General features: G+C 72.6%; 16 protein-coding genes and 1 pseudogene. 9 read left to right on the top strand and 8 right to left on the bottom strand.

From position 1 onward, the window contains the following. Positions 1 to 91 precede the first annotated feature (91 nt). The 5 genes from ACWCP0_RS36400 to ACWCP0_RS36380 form a co-directional block, all read right to left on the bottom strand. Complete coding sequence (locus ACWCP0_RS36400) at positions 92 to 865, bottom strand: endo alpha-1,4 polygalactosaminidase (RefSeq protein WP_451083033.1); 774 nt, start codon at positions 863 to 865, stop codon at positions 92 to 94. Positions 866 to 888: 23 nt separating this feature from the next. Continuing rightward, positions 889 to 1,500 carry a spherulation-specific family 4 protein gene (locus ACWCP0_RS36395; RefSeq protein ID WP_451083029.1) on the bottom strand — a complete coding sequence of 204 codons (612 nt, stop codon included), beginning with the start codon at positions 1,498 to 1,500 and terminating at the stop codon, positions 889 to 891. Positions 1,501 to 1,511: 11 nt separating this feature from the next. Continuing rightward, the gene (locus ACWCP0_RS36390; protein ID WP_451083028.1) at positions 1,512 to 2,936 is read right to left on the bottom strand and encodes a hypothetical protein; all 1,425 of its coding nucleotides are present in this window, start codon (positions 2,934 to 2,936) and stop codon (positions 1,512 to 1,514) included. Next, the gene (gene pelF / locus ACWCP0_RS36385; protein WP_451083027.1) at positions 2,933 to 4,462 is read right to left on the bottom strand and encodes a GT4 family glycosyltransferase PelF; all 1,530 of its coding nucleotides are present in this window, start codon (positions 4,460 to 4,462) and stop codon (positions 2,933 to 2,935) included. The genes ACWCP0_RS36390 and pelF overlap by 4 nt, the downstream gene beginning before the upstream one ends. 159 nt (positions 4,463 to 4,621) lie before the next feature. Further along, on the bottom strand, positions 4,622 to 6,733 hold the full coding sequence (locus tag ACWCP0_RS36380; protein ID WP_451083026.1) for a hypothetical protein: 2,112 nt from the start codon (positions 6,731 to 6,733) through the stop codon (positions 4,622 to 4,624). Positions 6,734 to 7,034: 301 nt separating this feature from the next. Between ACWCP0_RS36380 and ACWCP0_RS36375 the strand changes: the two genes are divergently transcribed. The 6 genes from ACWCP0_RS36375 to ACWCP0_RS36350 all read left to right on the top strand — a co-directional run bounded on the left by ACWCP0_RS36375 (position 7,035) and on the right by ACWCP0_RS36350 (position 17,956). Continuing rightward, on the top strand, positions 7,035 to 8,579 hold the full coding sequence (locus ACWCP0_RS36375) for a leucyl aminopeptidase (RefSeq protein WP_451083025.1): 1,545 nt from the start codon (positions 7,035 to 7,037) through the stop codon (positions 8,577 to 8,579). Between the two features lie 313 nt (positions 8,580 to 8,892). Continuing rightward, positions 8,893 to 10,281 (top strand): dihydrolipoyl dehydrogenase, encoded by a 1,389-nt coding sequence (gene lpdA / locus ACWCP0_RS36370; RefSeq protein WP_451083024.1) that lies wholly within the window; start codon positions 8,893 to 8,895, stop codon positions 10,279 to 10,281. Positions 10,282 to 10,340: 59 nt separating this feature from the next. Then, on the top strand, positions 10,341 to 12,107 hold the full coding sequence (gene sucB, locus ACWCP0_RS36365) for a 2-oxoglutarate dehydrogenase, E2 component, dihydrolipoamide succinyltransferase (RefSeq protein ID WP_451083023.1): 1,767 nt from the start codon (positions 10,341 to 10,343) through the stop codon (positions 12,105 to 12,107). 143 nt (positions 12,108 to 12,250) lie between these two features. Continuing rightward, positions 12,251 to 12,874, top strand: a complete 624-nt coding sequence (locus ACWCP0_RS36360; protein WP_451083022.1) for a GntR family transcriptional regulator — start codon at positions 12,251 to 12,253, stop codon at positions 12,872 to 12,874. A 1,145-nt stretch (positions 12,875 to 14,019) separates the two neighbouring features. Beyond that, positions 14,020 to 16,704 carry a pyruvate dehydrogenase (acetyl-transferring), homodimeric type gene (gene aceE, locus ACWCP0_RS36355; RefSeq protein ID WP_451083021.1) on the top strand — a complete coding sequence of 895 codons (2,685 nt, stop codon included), beginning with the start codon at positions 14,020 to 14,022 and terminating at the stop codon, positions 16,702 to 16,704. Between the two features lie 259 nt (positions 16,705 to 16,963). Beyond that, positions 16,964 to 17,956 carry a helix-turn-helix transcriptional regulator gene (locus tag ACWCP0_RS36350; RefSeq protein ID WP_451083020.1) on the top strand — a complete coding sequence of 331 codons (993 nt, stop codon included), beginning with the start codon at positions 16,964 to 16,966 and terminating at the stop codon, positions 17,954 to 17,956. Here ACWCP0_RS36350 and ACWCP0_RS36345 read toward each other — a convergent pair. Continuing rightward, positions 17,947 to 18,867, bottom strand: a complete 921-nt coding sequence (locus tag ACWCP0_RS36345; protein ID WP_451083019.1) for an SDR family oxidoreductase — start codon at positions 18,865 to 18,867, stop codon at positions 17,947 to 17,949. The two genes, ACWCP0_RS36350 and ACWCP0_RS36345, sit on opposite strands and share 10 nt — an antisense overlap. A 110-nt stretch (positions 18,868 to 18,977) precedes the next feature. Here ACWCP0_RS36345 and ACWCP0_RS36340 point away from each other — a divergent pair, with 110 nt between their 5' ends. Further along, complete coding sequence (locus ACWCP0_RS36340; protein ID WP_451083032.1) at positions 18,978 to 19,496, top strand: DUF4240 domain-containing protein; 519 nt, start codon at positions 18,978 to 18,980, stop codon at positions 19,494 to 19,496. Between the two features lie 52 nt (positions 19,497 to 19,548). Here the strand turns inward: ACWCP0_RS36340 and ACWCP0_RS36335 are convergent. Both ACWCP0_RS36335 and ACWCP0_RS36330 read right to left on the bottom strand, forming a co-directional pair. Beyond that, positions 19,549 to 19,725, bottom strand: a pseudogene (locus tag ACWCP0_RS36335) (short-chain dehydrogenase); the annotation flags it as partial. A gap of 380 nt (positions 19,726 to 20,105) precedes the next feature. Further along, a complete protein-coding gene (locus ACWCP0_RS36330; RefSeq protein ID WP_451083018.1) occupies positions 20,106 to 20,690 on the bottom strand; it encodes an N-acetyltransferase family protein in 585 nt (194 codons plus the stop codon). 35 nt (positions 20,691 to 20,725) lie between these two features. Here ACWCP0_RS36330 and ACWCP0_RS36325 point away from each other — a divergent pair, with 35 nt between their 5' ends. Further along, the gene (locus ACWCP0_RS36325) at positions 20,726 to 21,616 is read left to right on the top strand and encodes a TIGR01777 family oxidoreductase (protein WP_451083017.1); all 891 of its coding nucleotides are present in this window, start codon (positions 20,726 to 20,728) and stop codon (positions 21,614 to 21,616) included. A gap of 747 nt (positions 21,617 to 22,363) precedes the next feature. Further along, positions 22,364 to 23,752, top strand: coding sequence for an FAD-dependent oxidoreductase (locus ACWCP0_RS36320; protein WP_451083016.1), 1,389 nt, complete (start codon positions 22,364 to 22,366; stop codon positions 23,750 to 23,752). The last annotated feature ends 17 nt before the right edge of the window (positions 23,753 to 23,769 follow it).

Below are 23,769 nucleotides of genomic sequence, written 5' to 3'. Positions count from 1 at the left end.
TCAGCAGGGCGTCTAGGTTGTTCGTCACACAACGATCTTGGACGCCCTGTCTGCGTTCCCGGACACACCGTCAGCATTCGGAATGGCTCGTCTAGCAGGCCTGGCGCCAGACCCCGAGCTCGTACTTCTTCAGGATCGAGCTGAGCCGCAACCGCCGGGACTCCGGGCAGAACCGGTCCACCGGCAGCGCGTACTCGGCGTGGAACACGGCCTTGCCCGCCTCGATGAACGGCGTCAGCGCGTCGCACTCGCCGTACTGGGCGCACTGCTCGTTGACCGCGAAGTCGAAGTCCCCGACCAGCTGCGGAATCTGGGGGAGGTCGTTCTTCAGCCCGACGGCCATGCCCCGGTCATGGGCCAGCCGGGCGATCAGGCGGTTGTAGCGGAGCTGGTGGCCGGCGGTGAGGGGGAAGCCGGTGTCGTTGAGGTAGCCGTCCATGTTGTCCGGCTCGACCGCGTCGAAGCCCTTCTCCCTGCACATGTCGAGGCGCTCGGCCATCAGCGGCTCCAGGACGTCCGTGCGTCGGATGTCGAGCCAGCGTTCGCCCTTCCAGCCGTTGCCCTTGCCGAGCAGGGCCTCGGGGAAGTCGTCCGCGTCGGGGCGGAAGTCCTCCCAGGCGCCGGTCGAGAGGTAGCAGATGACCTTGCGGCCGCGCCGGTGGAGGTCCGTGACCGCGGACTCCGGGTGGTCGAAGCCGTCGATGTCGTACACGGGTACGTCGACCGTCGGGTCCAGCCGGCCACTGAGCTGCCACTGCCAGTCCACGCCCGGCTTCGGCTGCCAGCGGGGAGCCGACGGAGCCGGATCGTCCGCGTCGTCCGTCCCGTCCGGGGCGGCCGTGCAGCCGGCGAGCAGCGCCAGCATCGTCACCAGCGGCAGGAGTCGCCTCACGCGCCCGGGTCCAGGGCGTACGGCAGCGTGCCCCACGGGTGTGCGCCCGTGCCCGGAACGATGCAGTGGACCGGGGCCGCGGAGGTGGCGTGGGCCGGGGCCGAGTGGATCAGATGGCAGTGGTGCGGGGAGAGCGGGAGGTCGAGGGTGCGGTAGGTGTGCCACGTGCCCTCGAACGTGACCAGGAGATCGGCGAGTTCCCCGTATGCCGCGTCCGGGTGAACTCCCGGGTTGAGGACCAGCGTCCGCGCGCCTGCCGCCCGGGCGGCCACCGCGAGGCGCCGGTAGTGGGCGAGCCCTTCGGGACCGGAGGCCGCCTGGTCCAGGAACGCCCCGTCGGCGCCGTACCAGTCGCGGTGGCGCAGCAGATCGCGGACGACGTCGGCGTGCGGGCGGCGGCCGTACGCGGTGTCGGTGTAGCCGAGTACCCGCACACCGGCGGCCCGCAGCTCGGCCGCCACCGCAGCGAAGGCCGGGTCGGCGGAGTCACCCGGGCCGCTGGCCGGGTTGAGCACGACCCCGTAGAGACGGGGCGCGGCGGCGATGACGGCCCGCCAGGCGTCGGGGCGGTCGGCGGGATGCTCGTACAGCGGTACCAGCAGGCTCATGGAAGGGCTCCTCAGCGGTGGGCGGTGACACGGCCCAGCAGCACACAGACCAGCCCGGCGAGCACGGCGGCCGCCGTCCCGGGCACGACGAGCAGGGCCGCTGCCGGAACGAGGACGGCGACGAGGGCTGCCGCGCAGCACACGCCGGCCGCACTCAGCACCGCGCCGAACGCCTGGAGCAGCAGCCCGGTCCACAGCACGACCCCGAGCAGCAGCACCCCCGCGAACGCGGCTCCGCCGGGCCCGCGGCCGCCGCCCGGCCAGAGCAGCATCGCCACCGCGGCGAACGTCAGCAGGGTGCCCAGATAGCCCGCGAGGCACCGCGCCAGCGTCGCCGCGACGGACACCCGGAAGCCGCGCGGTGTGGTGCTGCCGCGCAGCCCGGCGAGGCTGTCGGCCCTGAAGCGGTGCAGCAGCCATTCGGCGGGCCCCATGCTGAGCGTCAGCGCCACGGCGAACGGCGGGGTGTCCAGGGCGACACGGAGCACCAGCGCGCCGGTCCCGAGCCCGAAGAGTCCGTACGGCAGCGTCCCGCCGAGCCAGGGAGCACGGTGGGCGGCCGGGCCGGCTCCACGGGCCGAGGCCGGCTCCGCGGACCGGGTCCGCCAACCGCCCGCGGGTGCGAGCGCCCACGCCGCCAGGCACACCGCCGCCGTCGCGGAGGCCACCAGCAGGGCGACCCGCACCCAGGACGGCAGGGGCTGCAGCGCCGCGTACGAAGCCCCCGCCGCCAGGGGCAGCAGGGCGAGCAGCAGCGCGCGGTCGTGGGCCAGGACCAGGAGAACGGTCGCCGCCGCGAGGTAGAGGGACTGGCCCGCCGTGAAGAGCAGGACCGGGCCGTCGGCGGGGCCGGCGGAGGCGAGCGCGGCGGCCGTGCCGAGCAGCGCACCCGCGGGTGCGCCCTGCCGCAGGGAACGCGCGGCCGCCGCGCGGTCGCCGAGGCCGAGCCAGGAATACGCGCGGTGGGCGAGGGCCTGGTTCCAGGTCCAGCCGGCGAGCGCGGCGGCGAGCAGCGGTTCGTACGCGATCCGGCCGCCCGCGAGGAGCGGCGCTGCCAGGACGTAGCCCAGTCCCGGCAGCGCGAAGATCACGCCGCGCAGGAGGCAGGCGAGGAGTGTCCCGGCCGCCGGGTCGTCGGGCGGGGCGGCCGGCTCCGGGAAGCGGCGCCCGACGCGCGCGTAGAGCTCCTCGGCGAGCGCGAAGGAGTCCTCGCGGCCGTAGCGGAGACGTATCTGCTCGTCCGTCAGCCCGTCGGACTCCAGCAGCGCGGCAATCTCGTCCGGGTGGACGGCCGCCGCGACGAAGTCCTCCAGCCGCTCGGCGAGTTCGTCGAGCGGATCGGCCGCGGCCCGGTCGGTCCGGCGCGGCCGCGGCACGTACGGCAGCGTGTCCTGAGCGGCCGTCCCCGGCTCCTTCAGCCACAGCGAGCCGCTCACCAGACGCTCCCGTCCGCCGCGAGCTCGCGGTACCAGGGGTCCTTCAGCTCCACCCTCCAGTCGTCGACGGTCTCGACGCGCGGCGGCTCGTACACGACGCCCGGCGCCCCCGCCAGCTCCAGATAGATCTGGCGGAAGGCGTCGACCGAACGCCGGAGCGTGAAGCGGTCGATGACCCGCTGCCGGGCGCGCCGGCCCAGCTCGGCGCGGCGCTCCGCGTCCCTCAGGAGTTCCACGGCCGCCGCCGCGAGCGCATCGGGTTCGCGCGGCGGGACCACGAGGCCCGTGTCGCCGACGGCCTCGCGCACGCCCCCGACATCGGTGGACACGGTCGTCCGGCCGCAGGACATGGCCTCGATGATCGAGAAGGGGAAGCCCTCGCTGATGCTGGAGAGCATCACCACGTGCCCGGCGGCGTACGCGCGTGCGACATCGCTGACACGCCCCTCCCAGCTGATGCCGTCCGTGACGCCGAGTTCGGCGGCCAGCTTCTCCAGCCGGGTCTGGTACCACTCCCCTCCCTCGGGGGGCGCGCCGAACAACCGCACCCGCAGCTCCGGCAGTTCGGCCCTGGCCGAGGCGTAGGCCCGGATCAGCGTCTCCAAGTCCTTGATCGGGTCGATCCGGCCCGCCCAGCTGAGCGTGGGCACGGACGGCTCGGCTCCGGCGTGCGGGAAGGCGTGCGGGTCGACGCCGTTGTAGACGGTGCGGATACGGTCGGACTCGGCGCCTCCGCGCTCCTCCCAGCGGCGGTTGTACTGGTTGCACGGGGTGATCAGATCGGCCCGCCGGTACCCCAGCGAGTTGAGCGCCCGGTAGAAGCCGAGCATGAGCGCCTTGACCGGCCAGCGCTGGGCCTCGCTGCGGTAGCCGAGATAGCGCTCGCGCAGATAGATGCCGTGCTCGGTGAGGAGGAAGGGCACACCGTCCAGGCGTTTCGCGGCGAGCGCGGGAAGCGTGGCGAGTCCGCTGCTGACGGCGTGGGCGACGCTGTCCTCGGGTATGCGGGTCGCGAGCGGGCGCAGCGCGTGCTCGAGCAGATCGGTGGCGGTCAGGGCGTCGTGGACCGTGGGGCGGGCCGTGGCGGTCGGCAGATGCGGCATGGTCCATATCCACATCAGGGTGCGGACGGCGGCCTCGGTGCGCAGGGCGGCCGAAAGCCGGCCGGCTCGGGCCTCCACGGCGAGCGCGTCGAGCTCGGCACCGAAGTCGCACTGCGAGTCCGGGTCGAGCAGGGCCAGCAGGAACCGCTCGTACGTGTCGAGGAAGCGCCGGCGCGCGGTCCTGCCGAGGAGTGCGCGGGTACGGCCGGGGCGCGGCCCCCACAGGGGTACGACGGTGTGTCTGCGGACGTTGGGCGGCAGGACCCAGGTGACGGGCTCGCGGCCGCTGCCGGTGAGGGCGGTGATGGTGAAGTCGAACTCGGGCATTCCGCGGACGAGTTGGTCGCACCAGGTGCTGACGCCCCCGTGGGCGTGCGGATAGGTGCCTTCGGTGAGCATGGTGACGTGACGCCCCTGGCTCATCGTGCTGGGTCCCCCCTGGACATGCGGTGTGCGTGGTGCGGTCGTGTGCTGCGTCGTGCGTGACTGCGTCATGCGTGTGCTGGTTCGTGCCTGTGCGCCGCGCACTCTCATGCACCCCTTGGCCGGGGGTGCATGAGAGTGCGTCCGAGAGCCCGCGGGTCAGGCGGGCAGCCGCAGCGTGACGGCGGACTGGAGCACCTCGGGACCGGTCCAGGCCGATCGCTGCCCCGCGTACGGAGTGCCGAAGACGGCCGTGCCGAGCAGGAGTTGCTTGCGGGTGCCCTCGGGTGCGGTGACGGGAACGACGACCCCGGACGGGGCCTGCACGGTGACGGTGGTGCCGATGCGGTAGGCCGTGACCCTGCCCGCGTCGAGGGCCTTCTGCCAGGCGGCGCGTCGGCTCAGTTCCGTACCGACGTCGCGCTGGCGCGGGTTGACGAGCGGCGCGCTGTCCGCGAACAGCGACCGGTAGTCGCCGAGGATCCGGTCCAGCACGGGGTAGAGGATGCGGTCCTCGGCCAGGTTGGACTGGTGGACGTAATGCGGGCGCGGGTCGTTCGCGATCACATGGCCCAGGGCGATCCTGGCCTCCTGCGGGACGATGTGGTCCGCGTAGCCGGTGGCGGTGTCCAGCGGCTCGTCCAGGCAGGTGGAGGCGGGGTTGATCTCGCAGATGCCGCTGCCGCCGTCGGCCTGCGACGTGTAGATCCAGTTGTACTCGTCGGCCATCTCGGCCGCCGTGCCCACGTTGTAGTACACGTTCATCGGGTGGCGGGGAACGGTGAGGGCGCTGCCCACTGCGCGCTGCTGCGGTTCGCGGGAGTTGTCGCTGGCGACCCACTTGACGCCGTTGTCGGCGAGCGCGGGGGCCAGATTGGGGTTGTCCACGGGCTGCTGCGGGAGCGTCCTGAGACCCGAGTGCTCGCCGGTGACCAGTTCGGTGCGGTCGACGGAGATGCCCTTGTTCACGGCCCAGTTGTGGTTGTCGCGGATCTGCGCGGAGATCCCGGCCCGGCTCATCCACTGCGTGTTGCCCTCGGTGTCCTTGGCGCACTGCCAGGGGACGACGGAGACGTCCTGGACGCAGCCGAGGAAGGGGTGCGTGTAAGTGTGGTTGATCCAGCGGTACTTGGCCCGGTCGGCCAGCAGCCGCGCGGTGAGCGCGTCCGTGCCGCCGTGCTCGGCCTTCCACTCCTCGCCCGCGCCCGCGTTGTAGACCATGTCCAGGGTGAAGCCGCCGGCCTGCTGCCACTGGGCGGCGTACTGCGCGTCGGCGGCGGTCATCCGGATGTCGGGGGTCTCCTCGCCGCCGGGGCCGGCGCAGTCGATGTCGCCCGGAGTGCAGTTGCGCTCGGTGTCCCAGCGGGCGTCGGGCGCGAAGACGTCGTCGACGTGGACCGAGAAGTAGTTGCGGCTCTGGCCGAGGTGGACGCCCTGGGTGAGCCATTCGACGATGCCCCGTGCGAGCAGTCGGAACTGCCGCTGGTGCTGGTTGTACGCGAAGGTCACGACGAGTTCGCGGCGGCCGTCGTGCGCGTACTCGCCGAGCAGGCTGGCGCGGCCCTCGCCACCGGGCACGGGCGCGTCGACATAGCTGGTGAAGCCCTCGCGGGGGCGGGCGAGGTAGCCGTAGCTCTCGCCGACGTCCGGCGCGTTGTCCTCGAAGGCCAGCGGCCCGTCGAGATAGCCGAAGGGGCCCGAGCGGCCCGCGGCGGTGACGGCGGCCGGGGCGCCGTCGAGAGTGCCGGACCAGCCGCCCTCGCTGGTGTAGTCGAGCCCGACGCCCGGATGTGCCCAGGTGTACGCGTCGACCTGGCGGACACCGAAGGCCTTCTCGTACGCGACGAGCGCGCCCTGCTCGGCGCTGCCTGTGGCGTCCGTGCCGAACGGGGCCTCGTTGGGCAGGACCACGCCCTGGTACTTGGCGCGTGGCCGGCCGCCCACCGTGTCGCTCAGGAACGCCGCGCTGATCCGCGGACGGCCCGGGTCGTCGAGGTCGACGACGCTGTACGGCACTCCGGTGCTGCGCAGCTCCGACGTCACCGCCGCCACCGATGCTCCGCCGTCGTCGACGACGAGGACCTTCAGGTCGATCCGCGGCACCGGGTCCGCGGCCGCCGCGCTCGACGCGGGCAGCACCGCCGCGAGGAGCGCGGACGTCGCGAGTGCGACCACCGTCCTGCCGCGGAGCCCGCCCGGGACGGACCTGCCGCCGCGCCGGTCCCTGCTGAACGTGCCGCCGAGTCTGCCCCTACCGATTCCGTACGCCATCGCGCATCCCCCACCTCGGAGGCCTCCGTGCGGACATTGCGCGGAGGACCTGTGGAAATCATGCAAAGCAGCCACTCGCTCCCTTGCGCATTCGCCCCGAGTGTGACGGAGGACTCACGGTCCGTACGGCGAACGTGACGGAGACACCACGGATGGGTGAACCACCGCGGGCGTGAGCGAACATCGCAGGCGCGCGTAGGCTCGTTACGGCGCTCCGACTGGCCCGATTTACGATGCGCCGGGCACGGCCGACCCCACCACCTCGGCCATCGAACTCAAACGGAAGCGAGAATTCACCACCGTGACTGCTCTCACTCTCAGCACTGCCGGCGCTTCGACGCTGCGCGCCGACGCGATCGTCGTCGGCGTCGCGAAGGGCGCCAAGGGCCCGGTCGTCGCCGCCGGCGCCGAGGCCGTGGACAAGGCGTTCGACGGAAAGCTCGCCACCGTCCTGGAGACCCTCGGTGCCTCGGGTGCCGAGGGCGAGGTGACCAAGCTGCCCGCACCGTCGGGCCTGAAGGCCCCGGTCGTGGTGGCGGTCGGTCTCGGCCAGGCCCCGGAGAAGGACGAGGCCTACACGGCCGAGTCGCTGCGGCGAGCCGCCGGATCCGCCGCCCGCGCCCTGGCGGGCACGAAGAAGGCCGCCTTCGCGCTGCCGGTCGAGGCCTCCGAGGACGTCGAGGCCGTCGCGGAGGGCGCGCTGCTCGGCGCGTACGCCTTCACCGCGTACCAGGACGGCGGCAACGGCAAGGCCGCGAAGAACGAGAAGAACGACAACGGCCCGAAGCAGCCGCTGGCCGAGGTCGCCCTGCTCGGCGCCAAGCCGCGCGACAAGGCGCACAAGGCCGCGGCCGAGCGGGCCATCGCGCTGACCGAGGAGATCAACCGCGCCCGCGACCTGGTCAACACCCCGCCGAACGACCTCTTCCCCGAGTCGTTCGCCGCCGTCGCCACCGCCGCCGGCAAGGAGCACGGCATCAAGGTGCAGGTGCTCGACGAGAAGGCGCTCGTCAAGGGCGGCTACGGCGGCATCCTCGGCGTCGGCCAGGGTGCGGCGAACGGTCCGCGCCTGGTGCGCCTCGGCTACACGCACCCCAAGGCGGAGAAGAGCCTGGCCCTGGTCGGCAAGGGCATCACGTACGACTCGGGCGGCATCTCGCTGAAGCCGGCCGGCCACAACGAGACGATGAAGTGCGACATGAGCGGCGCCGCCGCGGTCTTCGCCGCCGTCGTCACGGCCGCCCGTCTCGGCCTCGAGGTCAATGTCACCGGCTGGCTGGCGCTCGCCGAGAACATGCCCTCCGGCACCGCCACCCGCCCCGGCGACGTCCTGCGCATGTACAGCGGCAAGACGGTCGAGGTGCTCAACACCGACGCCGAGGGCCGCCTGGTGCTGGCCGACGCGCTCACCAGGGCGTCGGAGGAGAACCCCGACGCGATCGTGGACGTGGCGACCCTGACCGGCGCGATGGTGCTGGCGCTGGGCCACCGCAGGTTCGGCGTCATGGCCAACGACGACGCGTTCCGTACGGCCGTCCACGAGATCGCCGAGGAGGTGGGCGAGGACTCCTGGCCGATGCCGCTCCCGGCCGACCTGCGCAAGGGCATGGACTCCCCGACCGCCGACATCGCCAACATGGGCGAGCGGATGGGCGGCGGCCTGGTCGCCGGTCTGTTCCTGAAGGAGTTCGTCGGCGAGGGCATCACCTGGGCCCACCTGGACATCGCGGGCCCGGCCTTCAACGAGGGCGGCCCGTTCGGCTACACCCCGAAGGGCGGCACCGGCTCCGCGGTCCGCACCCTGGTGAAGCTCGCCGAGCGCACTGCCGCCGGTGACCTGGGCTGATGTAAGGCAGCAGGCGCGGCGACCGGCCGCTTCGGCGGATCCGGCGCTCGCGCCGAAGCACGGCCCCGGGAATACCCCCGGGGCCGTGCGCCTTCACCGGAATCCGTAGGTTCACACGGACGAGTAACCGCGGGGGACGGCAGAACCGCCGTCCCGGACCCCGGCCCCGCGTCCCGCCTTCCGTCGACAAGTGCGAAGATGGGTTCTCGGCAGGACAGGGCCCCACCACAGGGCCGAAGAAATGCGGCCGAACACCAGCCGCCGCGTGGGTCTGGACGACCGGCGCCCGGCGCACATGCATGGAGGACGTGACGTGGCGAACGACGCCAGCACCGTTTTCGACCTAGTGATCCTCGGCGGTGGTAGCGGCGGTTACGCCGCGGCACTGCGCGGAGCGCAGCTGGGCCTGGACGTCGCCCTGATCGAGAAGGACAAGGTCGGCGGCACCTGCCTGCACCGCGGATGCATTCCCACCAAGGCCCTGCTGCACGCCGGCGAGATCGCCGACCAGGCCCGTGAGAGCGAGCAGTTCGGCGTCAAGGCCACCTTCGAGGGCATCGACGTCCCGGCCGTACACAAGTACAAGGACGAGGTGATCTCCGGGCTGTACAAGGGCCTGCAGGGTCTGATCGCCTCCCGCAAGGTGACGTACATCGAGGGCGAGGGCCGGCTGTCGTCCCCCACCTCCGTCGACGTCAACGGCCGACGCGTCCAGGGCCGCCACGTCCTCCTCGCCACCGGTTCCGTGCCGAAGTCGCTGCCGGGTCTGACCATCGACGGCAACCGCATCATCTCCTCCGACCACGCCCTGGTCCTGGACCGCGTGCCGAAGTCCGCGATCGTGCTGGGCGGCGGCGTCATCGGCGTCGAGTTCGCCTCCGCGTGGAAGTCCTTCGGCACCGACATCACGATCATCGAGGCCCTGAAGCACCTCGTCCCGGTCGAGGACGAGAACAGCTCGAAGCTTCTCGAGCGCGCCTTCCGCAAGCGCGGCATCAAGTTCAACCTCGGCACCTTCTTCGAGAAGGCCGAGTACACCGAGGACGGTGTGCGGGTCACCCTCGCCGACGGCAAGACCTTCGAGGCCGAGGTGCTGCTGGTCGCCGTCGGCCGCGGCCCGGTCTCGCAGGGCCTGGGCTACGAGGAGGCCGGGGTCGCCATGGAGCGCGGCTACGTCCTCGTCGACGAGTACATGCGGACCAACGTGCCGACCATCTCGGCCGTCGGTGACCTCGTCCCGACGCTCCAGCTCGCGCACGTCGGCTTCGCCGAGGGCATCCTGGTGGCAGAGCGTCTGGCCGGTCTGAAGACCGTCCCGATCGACTACGACGGCGTGCCGCGGGTGACGTACTGCCACCCGGAGGTCGCCTCCGTCGGTGTCACCGAGGCCAAGGCCAAGGAGATCTACGGCGCGGACAAGGTCGTCGCTCTGAAGTACAACCTCGCGGGCAACGGCAAGAGCAAGATCCTGAAGACCGCGGGCGAGATCAAGCTCGTCCAGGTCAAGGACGGTGCCGTGGTCGGCGTCCACATGGTCGGTGACCGTATGGGCGAGCAGGTCGGTGAGGCTCAGCTGATCTACAACTGGGAGGCTCTGCCGGCCGAGGTCGCGCAGCTCATCCACGCGCACCCGACGCAGAACGAGGCGCTCGGCGAGGCTCACCTGGCCCTGGCGGGCAAGCCCCTCCACTCCCACGACTGATTCAGTCAACGGGCGCGACGACGACCACTACCGCACATTCGTAAGGAGCAACCGAAACCATGCCGGTTTCCGTAACCCTTCCGGCGCTCGGCGAGAGCGTCACCGAGGGCACCGTCACCCGCTGGCTGAAGGCCGAAGGCGAGCGCGTCGAGGCTGACGAGCCGCTGCTCGAGGTGTCGACCGACAAGGTCGACACCGAGATCCCCGCACCGGCCTCCGGTGTCCTCGCGTCCATCAAGGTCGCCGAGGACGAGACCGTCGAGGTCGGCGCCGAGCTCGCCGTCATCGACGACGGCACGGGCGCGCCCGCTGCCGCCCCGGCCCCGGCCGCCGCAGCCGCCGAGGCCCCCGCGGCTCCGGCCGCACCCGCCGCCGAGGCCCCCGCTCCGGCCCCCGCCGCCGCTCCGGCCGGCGGCGCCGCCGGCACCGACGTCGTACTGCCCGCGCTGGGCGAGTCGGTCACCGAGGGCACCGTCACCCGCTGGCTGAAGCAGGTCGGCGAGGAGGTCGCCGAGGACGAGCCGCTGCTCGAGGTCTCCACGGACAAGGTCGACACCGAGATCCCCGCGCCGACGTCCGGCGTGCTGCTGGAGATCGTGGTCGGCGAGGACGAGACCGCCGAGGTGGGCGCGAAGCTCGCCGTGATCGGTGCCCCGGGTGCCGCTCCGGCTGCTCCTGCCGCCCCCGCGGCTCCGGCCCCTGCCGCCGCCCCGGCCCCGGCCCCGGCCCCTGCTGCCCCGGCCGCTCCGGCCCCGGCCCCGGCTCCTGCTGCCCCGGCCGCTCCGGCCCCGGCGCCCGCGCCGGTCCAGGCCGCTCCCGCCGCTCCGGCTCCGGCTGCGCCTGTTGCGCCGGCTGCCCCGGCTCCGGCTCCGGCCGCCGCCGCTCCGGAGGACGAGGGCGCGTACGTCACGCCGCTGGTCCGTAAGCTCGCCGCCGAGAACGGTGTGGACCTGTCCACGGTCAAGGGCACCGGCGTCGGTGGCCGCATCCGCAAGCAGGACGTCATCGCCGCCGCCGAGGCCGCGAAGGCCGCCGCCGCTGCCCCGGCTCCGGCCGCCGCTGCTCCGGCCGCCGCGAAGAAGGCCCCGGTCCTCGAGGTCTCCCCGCTGCGTGGCCAGACGGTCAAGATGACCCGTATGCGCAAGGTCATCGGCGACAACATGATGAAGGCGCTGCACAGCCAGGCCCAGCTGTCCTCGGTCGTCGAGGTCGACGTCACCAAGGTGATGAGGCTGCGCAACCAGGCCAAGGGTGCGTTCGCCGCCCGCGAGGGCGTCAAGCTGTCCCCGATGCCGTTCTTCGTCAAGGCCGCCGCCCAGGCGCTGAAGGCCCACCCGGTCATCAACGCCCGGATCAACGAGGACGAGGGCACCATCACCTACTTCGACTCGGAGAACATCGGCATCGCCGTGGACTCCGAGAGGGGCCTGATGACCCCGGTCATCAAGGGTGCGGGCGACCTCAACCTGGCCGGCATCGCCAAGGCCACCGCCGACCTGGCGGCCAAGGTCCGCGGCAGCAAGATCACACCGGACGAGCTGGCCGGTGCGACCTTCACCATCAGTAACACCGGTTCGCGCGGTGCGCTGTTCGACACGATCATCGTGCCGCCGAACCAGGTCGCGATCCTGGGCATCGGCGCGACGGTCAAGCGTCCGGCCGTCATCGAGACCGCCGAGGGCACGGTCATCGGCGTCCGGGACACGACGTACCTGACGCTCTCCTACGACCACCGTCTGGTGGACGGCGCCGACGCCGCCCGCTACCTGACGGCGGTCAAGGCGATCCTGGAGGCCGGCGAGTTCGAGGTCGAGCTCGGTCTCTGAGGGCCGAGGGCTCTGCGCCAAGATCGCTACTCGGCTGTAACCAGCCTCACCAGCGGCGCCCCTGCCGGGGAGTACTTTCCGGCAGGGGCGCCGCCGTATTGTCTAGGAGTCTTCTCTTCTTGCTCTTCTTGAAGGAGCGGTCCATGACCATGCCCGTCGTCCACTCGCTGCGCGACCAGATCCGCGAGCACATCGTGGAGGGCATCGTCAGCGGCCGCTGGAAGCCGGGCGAGCGGATCGTCGAGCGTCGCATCGCGACGGAACTGGCCGTGAGCCAGACGCCCGTACGGGAGGCGCTGCGCGAGCTGGAGTCGCTCCGGCTGATCGAGTCGGCGCCCAACAAGGGCGTACGGGTGCGGAATCTGACGGCGGCGGACCTGGAGGAGAGCTACCCGGTCCGGGCCGGCCTGGAGCAGATCGCGGCGGAACTGGCCGCGGAGCGGCTGGCGGCCGACTGCTCGGCCCTGGAGCCGCATGTGACGGCGTTGTACGAGGCGGACCGCGCGGCGGACGGGACGGCGCAGGTGCGGCACACGGTGGCCTTCCACCGGGAGCTGGTGAAGGCGGCGGGGAACGGGGTGCTGCTGCACACCTGGGAGGGACTCGGGATCGAGGTCTTCACCGCGCTGTCCATCCGGTGGCTGGGCACGAAGCAGAAGTCGTACGCGGAGGAGCACGAGGAGCTGGTCGCGGCTTTCCGGCGCCACGACCCGGCGATCGGCGCGCTGGTCAAGGCCCACGTCCTGGGCTGCGCGCCCCGCGCGTAGCGCCTCATGCGCAGCGCCTCGCACGCAGCGCCTCATGCGCAGCGCCTCGCACGCAGCGCCTCGCACGCAGCGCCTCGTACGCAGCGCCTCGTGCGCAGCACCTGTGCAGGCACCCCGCGCCCCGATGCCTGGGCTCGCCCGGCATTCGCGGTGCCGCGCCGGGACCAGGGCCCGCCCGGTGTACCCGGTACCGGATGGTGACCCGGTGACCCGGTGTGTCCGTCCCCCGCCACCCCCGCCATCCGCAGGCCGAAGGGCTTCGGCTCTGCCGCTCACCGACACCGCCAAGCAGCCCCGGACGGGCTGGGTTGTCGGGGTGCCCCGTGGTGTCGTCGCGGTGCCGGTCCGGGGCTCGTATCCGGGACGGCATGCTGTGTCTTTCCGGGGGACGCCCCCGGCCCCCGTACGGCGCGCCACCGCGCACCCCCCGTCAGCGCCCATGCCGCACGCCACAAAGCACGCATCAGTGTCCCGAACACGCCCCCTGCGCAGCCCGGGCGTGGTCATCGGTGAGGGCTCGCCCCGGCGGTTGGCAGTCCGTTGGTTTGTGGGCCGTCTGGTTTGTGGGCCGTCGTTCCGCCGGGGCGGATCGGGTGGGCACAGACCACCCCCCGGCCTGCAGTCGGGTGCGTGCCCGGTGCGGGGCCGTGCAGGGTCGCCCCCGCAGGAAATCGGGCGATGGACGTGGATGACGCCGTACCCACCGATTTCCGAGGAGGCGAGCCCGGAGGGGCCCCGAACCACCACCCACCCACCCACCCACAGCAGCGGCACCGAGCCCGCCCGGGGGGTCCCCACTCCGCGGGGCGTAGGGGGAGCTTGAGGACGGACACACCGGCCCACCGGGCGGTACCGGCCACCACAAATCCCGCACACCGCCGGAGGCGCCCGGTACCGGCCGCCTCGGGCACCAGGCAGACCCGGGCCGGCGCGGGGCGGAGCCCCGCAGGGAAAAACCGGCACCGGGTGCCCCGATTCGCGGCACCCTGTGCCGACTTTGTCGATCTGAAGAAGTTTTTCGCTTCAAACTTTGATCGATCATCGATCGTCGGCTTACAGTCGACAGCGGACTCACCAGTCCGCGGCCCCGTCCTGCCAGACAAGGCCCCTTTCTCCACCCCCTCCCACTCCGGAAGGCGGCGATCATGACCGACCCCGTAGGCAAGCTTCCGAGCGAGCTCGACCAGCTCCCGGACCGTGACACCGAGGAGACCGCCGAATGGGCGGCCTCCCTCGACGCCGTCACCAAGGCTGCCGGCCCCCACCGCGCCGCGTACCTCATGCGACGCACCCTCCAGCACGCCGAGGGTGTCTCAGGGCTGGACCTGCCCAAGCTGCTGGAGACGGACTACGTCAACTCCATCCCGACCTCCGCCGAGCCCGCCGTGGCCGGCGACGAGGAGTTGGAGCGCCGTATCGCCGCCTGGAACCGGTGGAACGCCGCCGTCATGGTCACCCGCGGCTCCAAGTACGGCCTCGGCGGCCACATCTCCACCTTCGCCTCCGCCGCCTGGCTCTACGAGACCGGCTTCAACCACTTCTTCCGTGGGAAGGAGGCCGACGGTTCCGGCGACCAGCTGTACATCCAGGGCCACGCGGCCCCCGGCATCTACGCCCGCGCCTTCCTCGACGGCCGCCTCACCGAGGCCCACCTGGACAAGTTCCGGCAGGAGTCCGGCGGCGACGGTCTGCCGTCGTACCCGCACCCGCGCCGGCTGCCGTGGCTCTGGGAGTTCCCGACGGTCTCCATGGGCCTCGGCCCGCTCTCGGCGATCTACCAGGCGCGCTTCAACCGTTATCTGACCAACCGCGGCATCAAGGACGTCTCCGCGTCGCACGTCTGGGCCTTCCTCGGCGACGGCGAGATGGACGAGCCCGAGTCGACCGCGGCTCTGGCTCTCGCCGCCCGCGAGGGCCTGGACAACCTGACCTTCGTCATCAACTGCAACCTGCAGCGCCTCGACGGCCCGGTCCGCGCCAACTTCAAGATCGTGCAGGAGCTGGAGGCCCAGTTCCGGGGCGCCGGCTGGAACGTCGTCAAGACCCTGTGGGGCAATGCCTGGGACGAGCTCTTCCAGCTCGACACCACCGGCGCCCTGGTCCGCCGCCTCCGCGAGGTCCCGGACGCGCAGGTCCAGACGTACCAGACCCGCGACGCCGCCTACATCCGCGAGGACTTCTTCGGCAAGGACCCGGCGCTCGTCGAGATGGCGAAGCTGCTGTCCGACGACAAGATCCTGGAGTGCTTCCATTTCTCGCGCGGTGGTCACGAGCCGCGCAAGGTGTACGCCGCGTACAAGGCCGCCGTGGAGCACAAGGGCGCCCCGACGGTGATCCTGGCCCAGACGGTCAAGGGCCACACGCTCGGCGAGAGCTTCGCGTCCAAGAACGCCAACCACCAGATGAAGAAGCTGACGGTGGACGAGTTCAGGACGATGCGGGACCTGCTCGACCTGCCGATCGCCGACGCGCGGTTCGCCGACGGCCAGGTGCCGTACGTCCACCCGGGTGCGGACTCCCCCGAGTTCCGCTACCTCCAGGAGCGCCGCGCGGCCCTCGGCGGCCCGGCCCCGGCCCGCCGCGTCCACCCGGTCGCCCCGCTGCCCGCCCCCGCCGAGAAGGCGTTCACCGCCTTCGACAAGGGCTCCGGCAAGCAGGCCGTGGCGACGACGCAGGCCTTCGTCCGCCTGGTCAAGGACCTGATCCGGGACAAGGAGACCGGCAGGCGCTGGGTGCCGATCGTCCCCGACGAGGCGCGTACGTTCGGTATGGAGTCGCTGTTCCCGGCGATCGGCATCTACTCGCCGAAGGGCCAGACGTACGAGCCGGTCGACCGCGACCAGCTGATGTACTACCGCGAGGCCAAGGACGGCCAGATCCTCAACGAGGGCATCACCGAGGCCGGTTCGATGGCCGACTTCATCGCCGCGTCGACGTCGTACTCGACACACGGCGAGACGATGATCCCCTTCTACATCTTCTACTCGATGTTCGGCTGGCAGCGCACCGCCGACCAGATGTGGCAGCTCGCCGACCAGCTCGGCAAGGGCTTCCTGGTGGGCGCCACGGCCGGCCGCACGACCATGACGGGTGAGGGTCTGCAGCACGCGGACGGCCACTCGCCGATGATCGCGGCGACGAACCCGGCGGCGCTGACGTACGACCCGGCGTTCGCGTACGAGGTCGCGGCGATCGTCAAGGACGGTCTGCGGAGGATGTACGGCGAAGCCCGCCCGGGAGAGGACGCGGACGTCTTCTACTACCTGACGGTCTACAACGAGCCGATGCAGCAGCCCGCCAAGCCGGAGGGTGTGGACGAGGGCATCGTCCGCGGTCTGTACCGCTTCAAGGAGGGCGAGGGCGCGGCGGACAACCCGCGCATCCAGCTGCTCTCCTCGGGCACGGCGATCCACTGGGCGCTCGAGGCGCAGAAGCTGCTCGCCGCCGACTGGGGCGTGACGGCCGACGTCTGGTCCGCGACCTCCTGGACCGAGCTGCGGCGCGACGCGCTGGAGGCGGATGCGGCGCTGCTGCGCGGCGAGTCCCGTGTGCCGTACGTACGCCAGGCGCTCGAGGGCGCCGAGGGCCCGGTGCTCGCGGTCACCGACTACATGCGCCAGGTCCCGGACCAGATCGCCCAGTGGGTGGAGCAGGACTGGTCCTCGCTCGGCGCCGACGGCTTCGGCCTGTCGGACACGCGCGAGGCGGCCCGCCGCCACTTCGGCGTCGACGCCCAGTCCGTCGTGGTCGCCGCTCTGGCCCAGCTCGCACGCCGCGGCGAGGTCCCGGCGTCCGCGGTGAAGGACGCGCGGGAGCGGTACGGCCTGTAGGGCCTGTACGGCCTGCAATTCGCCGTGAAGCCCCCCGCCGCTGCCGAGCGGCGGGGGGCTTCCGCCTGCGGCCGTACCGGCTCGTTCCGGCCCGTCCGGCGAGTGAGGACGGACACTCGGGACACCGCCCCGGTGGCGGTCGCTCCAGGCCGTCCGGCGAGTGAGGACGGACACTCGGGACACCGCCCGTGCCGGGCCCGGCGGTCCGGCCGCCCGCAGGGCGAGCCGGCACGTGGGCAACGCCCGCGACAATGACCTCATGCGTGCTGCCCGGCTCATCAAGATGGTCCTCCTTCTCCAGTCGCGGCCGTCCATGACCGCCGCCGAGCTCGCCCAGGAGCTCGAAGTGTCCGAGCGGACCATCACCCGCGACGCGCTCGCGCTGTCGGAGGCGGGGGTGCCGGTGTACGCGGACCGGGGGCGGGCCGGCGGATACCGGCTGATCGGCGGGTACCGGACGCGGTTGACCGGGCTCGCCAGGACCGAGGCCGAGGCGCTGTTCCTGTCCGGGGTGCCGGGGGCGCTGCGCGAGATGGGTCTGGAGGACGCGGCGTCCGCCGCTCAGCTCAAGGTGTCCGCCGCGCTGCTGCCGTCGCTGAAGAACGCCTCACGGTCGGCGGCGCAGCGGTTCCATCTGGACGCGCCCGGCTGGTACCAGGAGCCCACGGCCCCCGACCTGCTTCCGGTCGTCGCCGAGGCCGTCTGGGACGACCGGGTGCTCGCCGCCCGCTACCGGGACGCCGACCGTGAGTTGGAGCCGTACGGGCTCGTTCTCAAAGCCGGGGTCTGGTACCTGTGCGCCCGCGCCGACGGCACGTCGTTCCGGGTCTACCGGATCGACCGCTTCACCGCCGTCGCCCTCACCGAGCGCCGCTTCGCACGCGACGAGTCCTTCGATCTGCCCGCCTTCTGGGAGGAGCGCGCGGCGCAGTTCGCCCGCTCGATCCTGCGCTCCGAGGTGGTGGTCCGGCTCTCCCCCGACGCCGCACACCGGCTCCCGTACGTCGCCGATCGCGCCGCCGCCCAGGAGGCTCTGGAGGCCGCGGGACCGCCGGACGGGCAGGGCTGGGTCACGGTCACCCTGCCTGTCGAGTCCGACGTGGTGGCGTTCACTCAGCTCCTCTCCCTCGGCCCGGAGTTGGAGGTGCTGGAGCCGGCGGACCTCCGCGAGCGGTTCGCGGAGGCCGCCTCCCGTATGCACGCCCTCTACACGAAGGGCGCCGAGGGCGCCGTCACCGAGGGTCAGCGGTAGTCGTCCGCCGTCCCGTCCTTGCCGCCGTACACGACGTCCTCGAAGTACGCCCACCCGTCCGGCCTGCTGCCGTCGACGTCCGTGAAGCCGTACTCCTTCGCAAGCTGACCGCTGGAGAGCGACCGGCCGTTCCACCGTGCCCGCTCCGGGTCGGAGGCGAGTGCGGCGACCGCCCGTCCCACGTACGCGGGCGATTCGGCGATCGCGAAGTGCGGCTGCTCGGCGATCGCGTCCCGCCAGTTCTCCTCCCGTACGCCGAAGGCCTCCAGCATCTGCTCGGAGCGGAGGTAGCCGGGGCTGACGCAGACCGCCGTGCCGCCGACGCTCTTCAGGTCCTCGCCGAGTGTGAAGGCCATCCGGATCGGGGCGTTCTTGGTGAGGTCGTAGTAGAAGTTCTCGCGGAAGCGCCGGTTCGTTCCGGCCGTGCCGTCGGTGACCTCGACGACGAGTCCGCCGGGGTTGCGCACGAGCAGCGGCAGCGCGCAGCTGCTGGTGATGATGTGGCTGCGGACGCCGAGCTCCAGCATGCGCAGCCCGCTCGCCAGGTCGGTGTCCCACATCTTGGTGTTCCAGACGACGAGGTGCTCGCCGCCCCAGACGTCGTTGACGAGGATGTCCAGCCGGCCGTGGTCCTTGTCGATGCCAGCGACCAGCGCCCGCACCTGCTCCACGTCCAGATGGTCGGTCGCCACGGCGATGCCCCTGCCACCCGCCTCGGTGACGAGCTCCGCCGTCTGCTCGATCGTCTCCGTCGCCCTCCCGACCTCGCTGATGCGTTCCCTTGTCGTACGGCCGGTCACATAGACCGTCGCGCCCGCCGCGCCCAGTTGTACGGCGATGGCGCGGCCCGCGCCCCGTGTCGCCCCCGCGACCAGCGCGATCTTCCCCTGCAGTGCTGTGTCGGTCGTCATGGTGCGACGGTCGCACGGAAATCCGACACCCTCTGTCCACATTTCCGAAAGGCAGCATTTCGGTGGCTCCACGTGCGCCACTCTCCGCAAACCCCGATGCTTGTCCCGTGATGGACGAGACGGAGTTCTGGGAGATCATCGACGGCACTCGCGAGGCTGCCGAGGGCGACCCCGAAGAGCAGGCCGACCTGCTGGTCGATCGGCTGCTGCAGCTCGATCCCGACTCCGTCCTGGACTTCGCCCGCCACTTCGAGGCGCGCTACAACCGCGCGTACCGCTGGGATCTGTGGGGCGCGGCCGCCGTGCTGCTGGGCGGCGCGAGCGACGACGCCTTCGACTACTTCCGGTGCTGGCTGATCGGCCAGGGGCGGGAGGTCTTCGAGGCCGCGGTGCACGACCCCGACTCCCTCGCCGACCTCCTGGACGACTTCGACGAGGAGATCGACGGGGACGGGGAGGAGCTGGGGTACGCGGCGGACGAGGCGTACGAGCAGCTCACCGGGGTGGTCGCGCCCGATCTGGGGATCCCCTCGCAGGCTCCGGAGCCGGAAGGTGCGCCGTTCGACTTCGACGACGACCACGCGCTGGCCGAGCGTTTCCCCGCACTCTGGGACCGCTTCGGGATGTGACGACTCGTACGCGTCGTCCCTGTCGTTGCGTCATACGTGTCAGTCCTACGTGTCAGAGGTGCGTGCCGCCTTCATACGGATCTCCGTGCCGGTGAGGAACGCGCCGTCGTCCGAACCGAGCATGGCGACGACACCGGCGGCCGTGTCCGGACCGGCGAAGCCGGCGCCGATGGCCGGGGCGGGCTTCGTAGAACAGCGTCATGCCGCCGTCGTCGGGGAGGCCGGGGCCTGCTGCCGGCGGGCGTCGAGCCGGGCACGGCCGTGTCCCAGGCGTTGGAGCGGTCGATCGCCGAGGCCCTGTCAGGCTCGGGCGACGAGGCGGCGGAAGGGCAGCGCTGGACGCGGAGCTGGTGCGCGCGGCCGCGGCGGACCCGGCGCTGCGAGCGGTCCTGTACCGGTGAACCGGGAGGCGGAGGAGCGGCAGCTGCCGGTGCCGGCCCGCTGGGGCCGGCTGTCGGCGGCGGCCCCGGGCGCGGCCGGACGGCGCTGGAGTCCTGGGCGGAGACGGACGCACCGGCGGCAGGTACGGCGAACGCACCGGCCCGCTCGCGGTGCGGTGTCCGCGGGAACTGAGCCGAGGGATGCGCCCGTTGACCGGCGAGGCGCCCGCTACGGGGTGAGCGAGCGGCCCATGAGGACGTCGTCGACGTACCGTCCGGCCAGGAAGAACTCGCCGGGCAGGATGCCCTCGACGACGTACCCCTCGGACTCGTACAGACGCCGGGCGGGGGTGTTGTGACCGAGCACGCGCAGGGTGATCCGGACCGCGCCCTGCCGCCGCGCCTCGTCGCCGGCGGCCCGCAGCAGCGCCCGTGCGACGCCCCGGCCGCGGGCCCAGCCGGCCACGGCGAGGCCCTGGACCTGGCGCACGTGCTGGTTGCAGGCGAGCCGGGTCGGGAAACCGAGGCGGATGTACCCGGCGATCCGGCGGCCGGTGCCGCCGTCGTCCGTCTGCGCGTTCGCCGACGCGGCCTCGTCCGGGATCGTTTCCGCGACCGTTTCCGCGACCGTTTCCGCGACCAGATAGCCGTCGGGCCGGTGCGCTTCGTCGAAGAACGGCTCGTACGGCGGCATCGGGCGCGGCAGCACGGCGTGCAGCGTGGACCAGGCGGCCCGGTCCAGCTCCCCCAGTGCGGCGTCGTCGGTGAGGCGGGCGGGGCGTATGAAGACGGGCGGCGTGCCGGGCTCGGACATGACGGCCACTGTGCCATGCGGGCAGGATGTGACGTATGCGCATCGCGGTCACCGGCTCGACCGGGCTCATCGGTACGGCACTCGTTCGTTCCCTGCTGGGGGACGGGCACGACGTGGTACGGCTCGTGCGGCGGCCCCGGCGCACAGCCGACGAGGTGGAGTGGGACCCGCTCCGGCAGTACGTGGACGCGGCGGGTCTCATCGGCTGCGAGGCGGTCGTGCACCTGGCGGGCGCGGGGGTCGGTGAGCATCGGTGGACGGAGGCGTACAAGAAGGAGATCCGGGACAGCCGGGTGCTCGGCACCGCCGCGATCGCGGAGGCCGTGGCCTCGCTGGAGGTGCCGCCGCGGGTGCTGATCTGCGGCACCGCGGTCGGCTACTACGGCGACACCGGCGACCGCGCCGTCGACGAGAGCGCGCCCCCCGGCCCGGGCTTCCTGGCGTCGGTGTGCGAGGACTGGGAGGCGGCGGCGGCCCCGGCGCAGGAGGCGGGCATCCGGGTCGCCTTCGCCCGTACGGGCCTGGTGGTGGCCCGCGAGGGCGGCGCCTGGGGACGCCTGTTCCCCATCTTCCGGGCGGGCCTGGGCGGGCGGCTCGGCAAGGGGCACCAGTACTGGAGCTTCATCTCCCTGCACGACGAGGTCGCGGCCCTCCGTCACATCATCGACACGGACGCCCTCTCCGGCCCGGTCAACCTGACTGCCCCGACCCCCCTCACCAACCGTGAGGTCACGGAGGCCATGGGCCGCGTCCTCCACCGCCCGACCCTCTTCACGGTCCCGCCCTTCGCCCTCCGCATCGTCCTCGGCGCATTCGCCGAGGATGTCCTCGGCAGCCAGCGCGTCCTCCCCAAGAAGCTCATCGAATCGGGCTTCACCTTCACGCACCCCTCGATCGACACCGCGATCCGCGCGGCGCTTCCCTGACCGAAAGGACCCCGCCTTCGCACCCCTGCGCCCTGTGCGCGGCCCGGAGGCGTCCCCGTACCGACGCGTGGGCGGAGCGTCCGTCCCCGCACTCCGGACGGGCCTCGCAAGCGCCCCACCCCCGGACGGGTCCCGCGCATCCGCCCGCAAGACGCCGGACCCGCTTCGCAAGCGCCCCACACTGCGAGCGGATCCCGCGCATCCGCCCGCAAACGCCGCACGGGCCTCGCAAGCGCCCCACCCCCCGGACGGGTCCCGCGCATCCGCCCGCAAGACGCCGGGGCGGAACGCGCCCCGAACCGCCGGCTGGGTCGAAGGCCAATGGAGCCCAAATCCCCCACGCTCGGAGGGCGTAGGGGCGGGGATCCGGGGCGGAGCCCCGAAACGCAGCCTCACTGAGGGGCCCCACGCGCGCCAGGGCATAGGGAGATGGAGACGCCCGGGGATTCGGGGGCGGAGCCCTCGCAGACGAGGTCTGGGGCGGAGCCCCGGTTCGGGAAGGGGCCGGGCGGGGCTGTGTCGATCTGCGGCTCCGCCGCGTGGGCCCACCGTAGGCGCCCCCGCCCCTCGCGCGCCCCAGAGGCCCCGGGCCCGAGCCACCGCCGGCGGCGCCCCGCCCGCGAGGGGAGGCGCACACACGTACGACCCCGTGCTGCCGGGCGACCGACGCGCGCGGGTGGCGGCACGGCAGGCAGGAGGTTTCTACTCTCCACCCGAACTTCCGCATTGCGCAGGCCGGTTGGGGGAATGAGGCCCCACACCAGCCGCGCCGACCTCGGGGAGGGGCACGTGCTCAGCAGCGCACGCCACGCGGACGTCGTCATCGTCGGGGCCGGTGTCGCCGGCCTGTCGGCGGCTCATCAGCTGACCAGCGCGGGGGTCACGGTCACCGTACTGGAGGCCGCACCCACCGTCGGGGGCCGGATGGCCACGGAACGGATCGACGGATTCCGGCTCGACCGGATCGGGCCGCTGCTCAACACCTCGTACCCGGAGCTCCGCCGCACCCCCGGCCTCGCCGGGCTCGGGCTCGAACTCCGCTCGTTCTCGCCGGGCGTGCTCGTGCACAGCGAGGGCCGACACCACCGGGCAGGCGTGCGCCAGAGCGCACGCCGGGGGTCCTCCCACGCCCCCCGGGGCGTAGAGGGAGCACTCACCGCCGCGCGCGCCCTCGCGAGCGCCCCCCGCACCCCGCTCGGCGAGGCCTTCGAGCAGGCCCGCCTCGCCACGGCGCTCGGCCGTCTCGCCGCCACCCCGCCACGCCGCCTCCTCGCGCGCCCCGAACTCCCCGCCCTGGACGCCCTGTACGCCCGCGGCTTCGCGACCCGTACCGTCAACGGCTTCCTCCGCCCGCTCCTCTCGGCCCTGTTGGGCGATCCGGAGCTCACCACCTCCAGCCGCGTCGCCGACCTGGTGCTGCGCGGCTTCGCGCGTGGCCGGCTGTGCGTCCCGGCGGGCGGCGCGGCCACGCTGCCAGAGCTGCTCGCGGAGGCCCTGCCGCCCGGCACGGTCCGCACCGGCGTGCGCGTGACCGAGGCGTCGATCAGTTCCGTCACCACAGAGGAACACGGGCGCGTCAGCTGCCGCTCGCTGCTCCTCGCGACCGGCGCCCGCACCGCCGCCGGCCTGCTTCCCGGTCTGCGCGTGCCCGCCTTCCATCCCGTGACGGTCCTTCACCACGCCGCCCCCGAACCACCGTTGAGCGAGCCTGTGCTGCTGCTGGACGCGGACCACACCGGACCCGTCTCGCACACCACGGTGATGAGCGAGGTCGATCCCTCCCGCGCCCCGCACGGCCGCGCGCTGGTCACCTCCACGGTTCTCGGCCGCCCGCCCGCCGACCTCGACCGCCGCGTCCGCGCCCAGCTCGCCTCTCTGTACGGCACTCCCACGGACGACTGGGAGCTGCTCGCCGTCCACCACGACCCGGAGGCCGTGCCCGCGATGCCCCCGCCGCACGACCCGCGCCGCGCGGTGCGGCTGCTCGACGGGCTCTACGTCTGCGGCGACCACCGGGACACGAGCACGGTGCAGGGCGCGCTGTTCTCGGGCCGCAGGGCCGCGCAGGCGATCCTGCGCGACTTCGGTGTCCGGCCGGGGTACGCCGCCGCGTCCCTGAGCACAGCCGCCGCGTAGGCCGGAAGACGCAACCG

This window comes from Streptomyces sp. NPDC001970 (assembly GCF_053594115.1).
This window is presented reverse-complemented; position numbering and strand designations above follow the sequence as displayed.

Bases quoted from the DNA above. Each gene is read 5' to 3' on its own strand.
- ACWCP0_RS36340 (WP_451083032.1), top strand. From the start codon at position 18,978: ATGGACGAGACGGAGTTCTGGGAGATCATCGACGGCACTCGCGAGGCT.
- ACWCP0_RS36400 (WP_451083033.1), bottom strand. From the start codon at position 865: ATGCTGGCGCTGCTCGCCGGCTGCACGGCCGCCCCGGACGGGACGGAC.
- ACWCP0_RS36395 (WP_451083029.1), bottom strand. From the start codon at position 1,500: ATGAGCCTGCTGGTACCGCTGTACGAGCATCCCGCCGACCGCCCCGAC.
- ACWCP0_RS36345 (WP_451083019.1), bottom strand. From the start codon at position 18,867: ATGACGACCGACACAGCACTGCAGGGGAAGATCGCGCTGGTCGCGGGG.
- ACWCP0_RS36320 (WP_451083016.1), top strand. From the start codon at position 22,364: ATGAGGCCCCACACCAGCCGCGCCGACCTCGGGGAGGGGCACGTGCTC.
- aceE (WP_451083021.1), top strand. From the start codon at position 14,020: ATGACCGACCCCGTAGGCAAGCTTCCGAGCGAGCTCGACCAGCTCCCG.
- sucB (WP_451083023.1), top strand. From the start codon at position 10,341: ATGCCGGTTTCCGTAACCCTTCCGGCGCTCGGCGAGAGCGTCACCGAG.
- ACWCP0_RS36350 (WP_451083020.1), top strand. From the start codon at position 16,964: ATGCGTGCTGCCCGGCTCATCAAGATGGTCCTCCTTCTCCAGTCGCGG.
- ACWCP0_RS36325 (WP_451083017.1), top strand. From the start codon at position 20,726: ATGCGCATCGCGGTCACCGGCTCGACCGGGCTCATCGGTACGGCACTC.
- pelF (WP_451083027.1), bottom strand. From the start codon at position 4,462: ATGAGCCAGGGGCGTCACGTCACCATGCTCACCGAAGGCACCTATCCG.
- ACWCP0_RS36330 (WP_451083018.1), bottom strand. From the start codon at position 20,690: ATGTCCGAGCCCGGCACGCCGCCCGTCTTCATACGCCCCGCCCGCCTC.
- ACWCP0_RS36380 (WP_451083026.1), bottom strand. From the start codon at position 6,733: ATGGCGTACGGAATCGGTAGGGGCAGACTCGGCGGCACGTTCAGCAGG.
- ACWCP0_RS36360 (WP_451083022.1), top strand. From the start codon at position 12,251: ATGACCATGCCCGTCGTCCACTCGCTGCGCGACCAGATCCGCGAGCAC.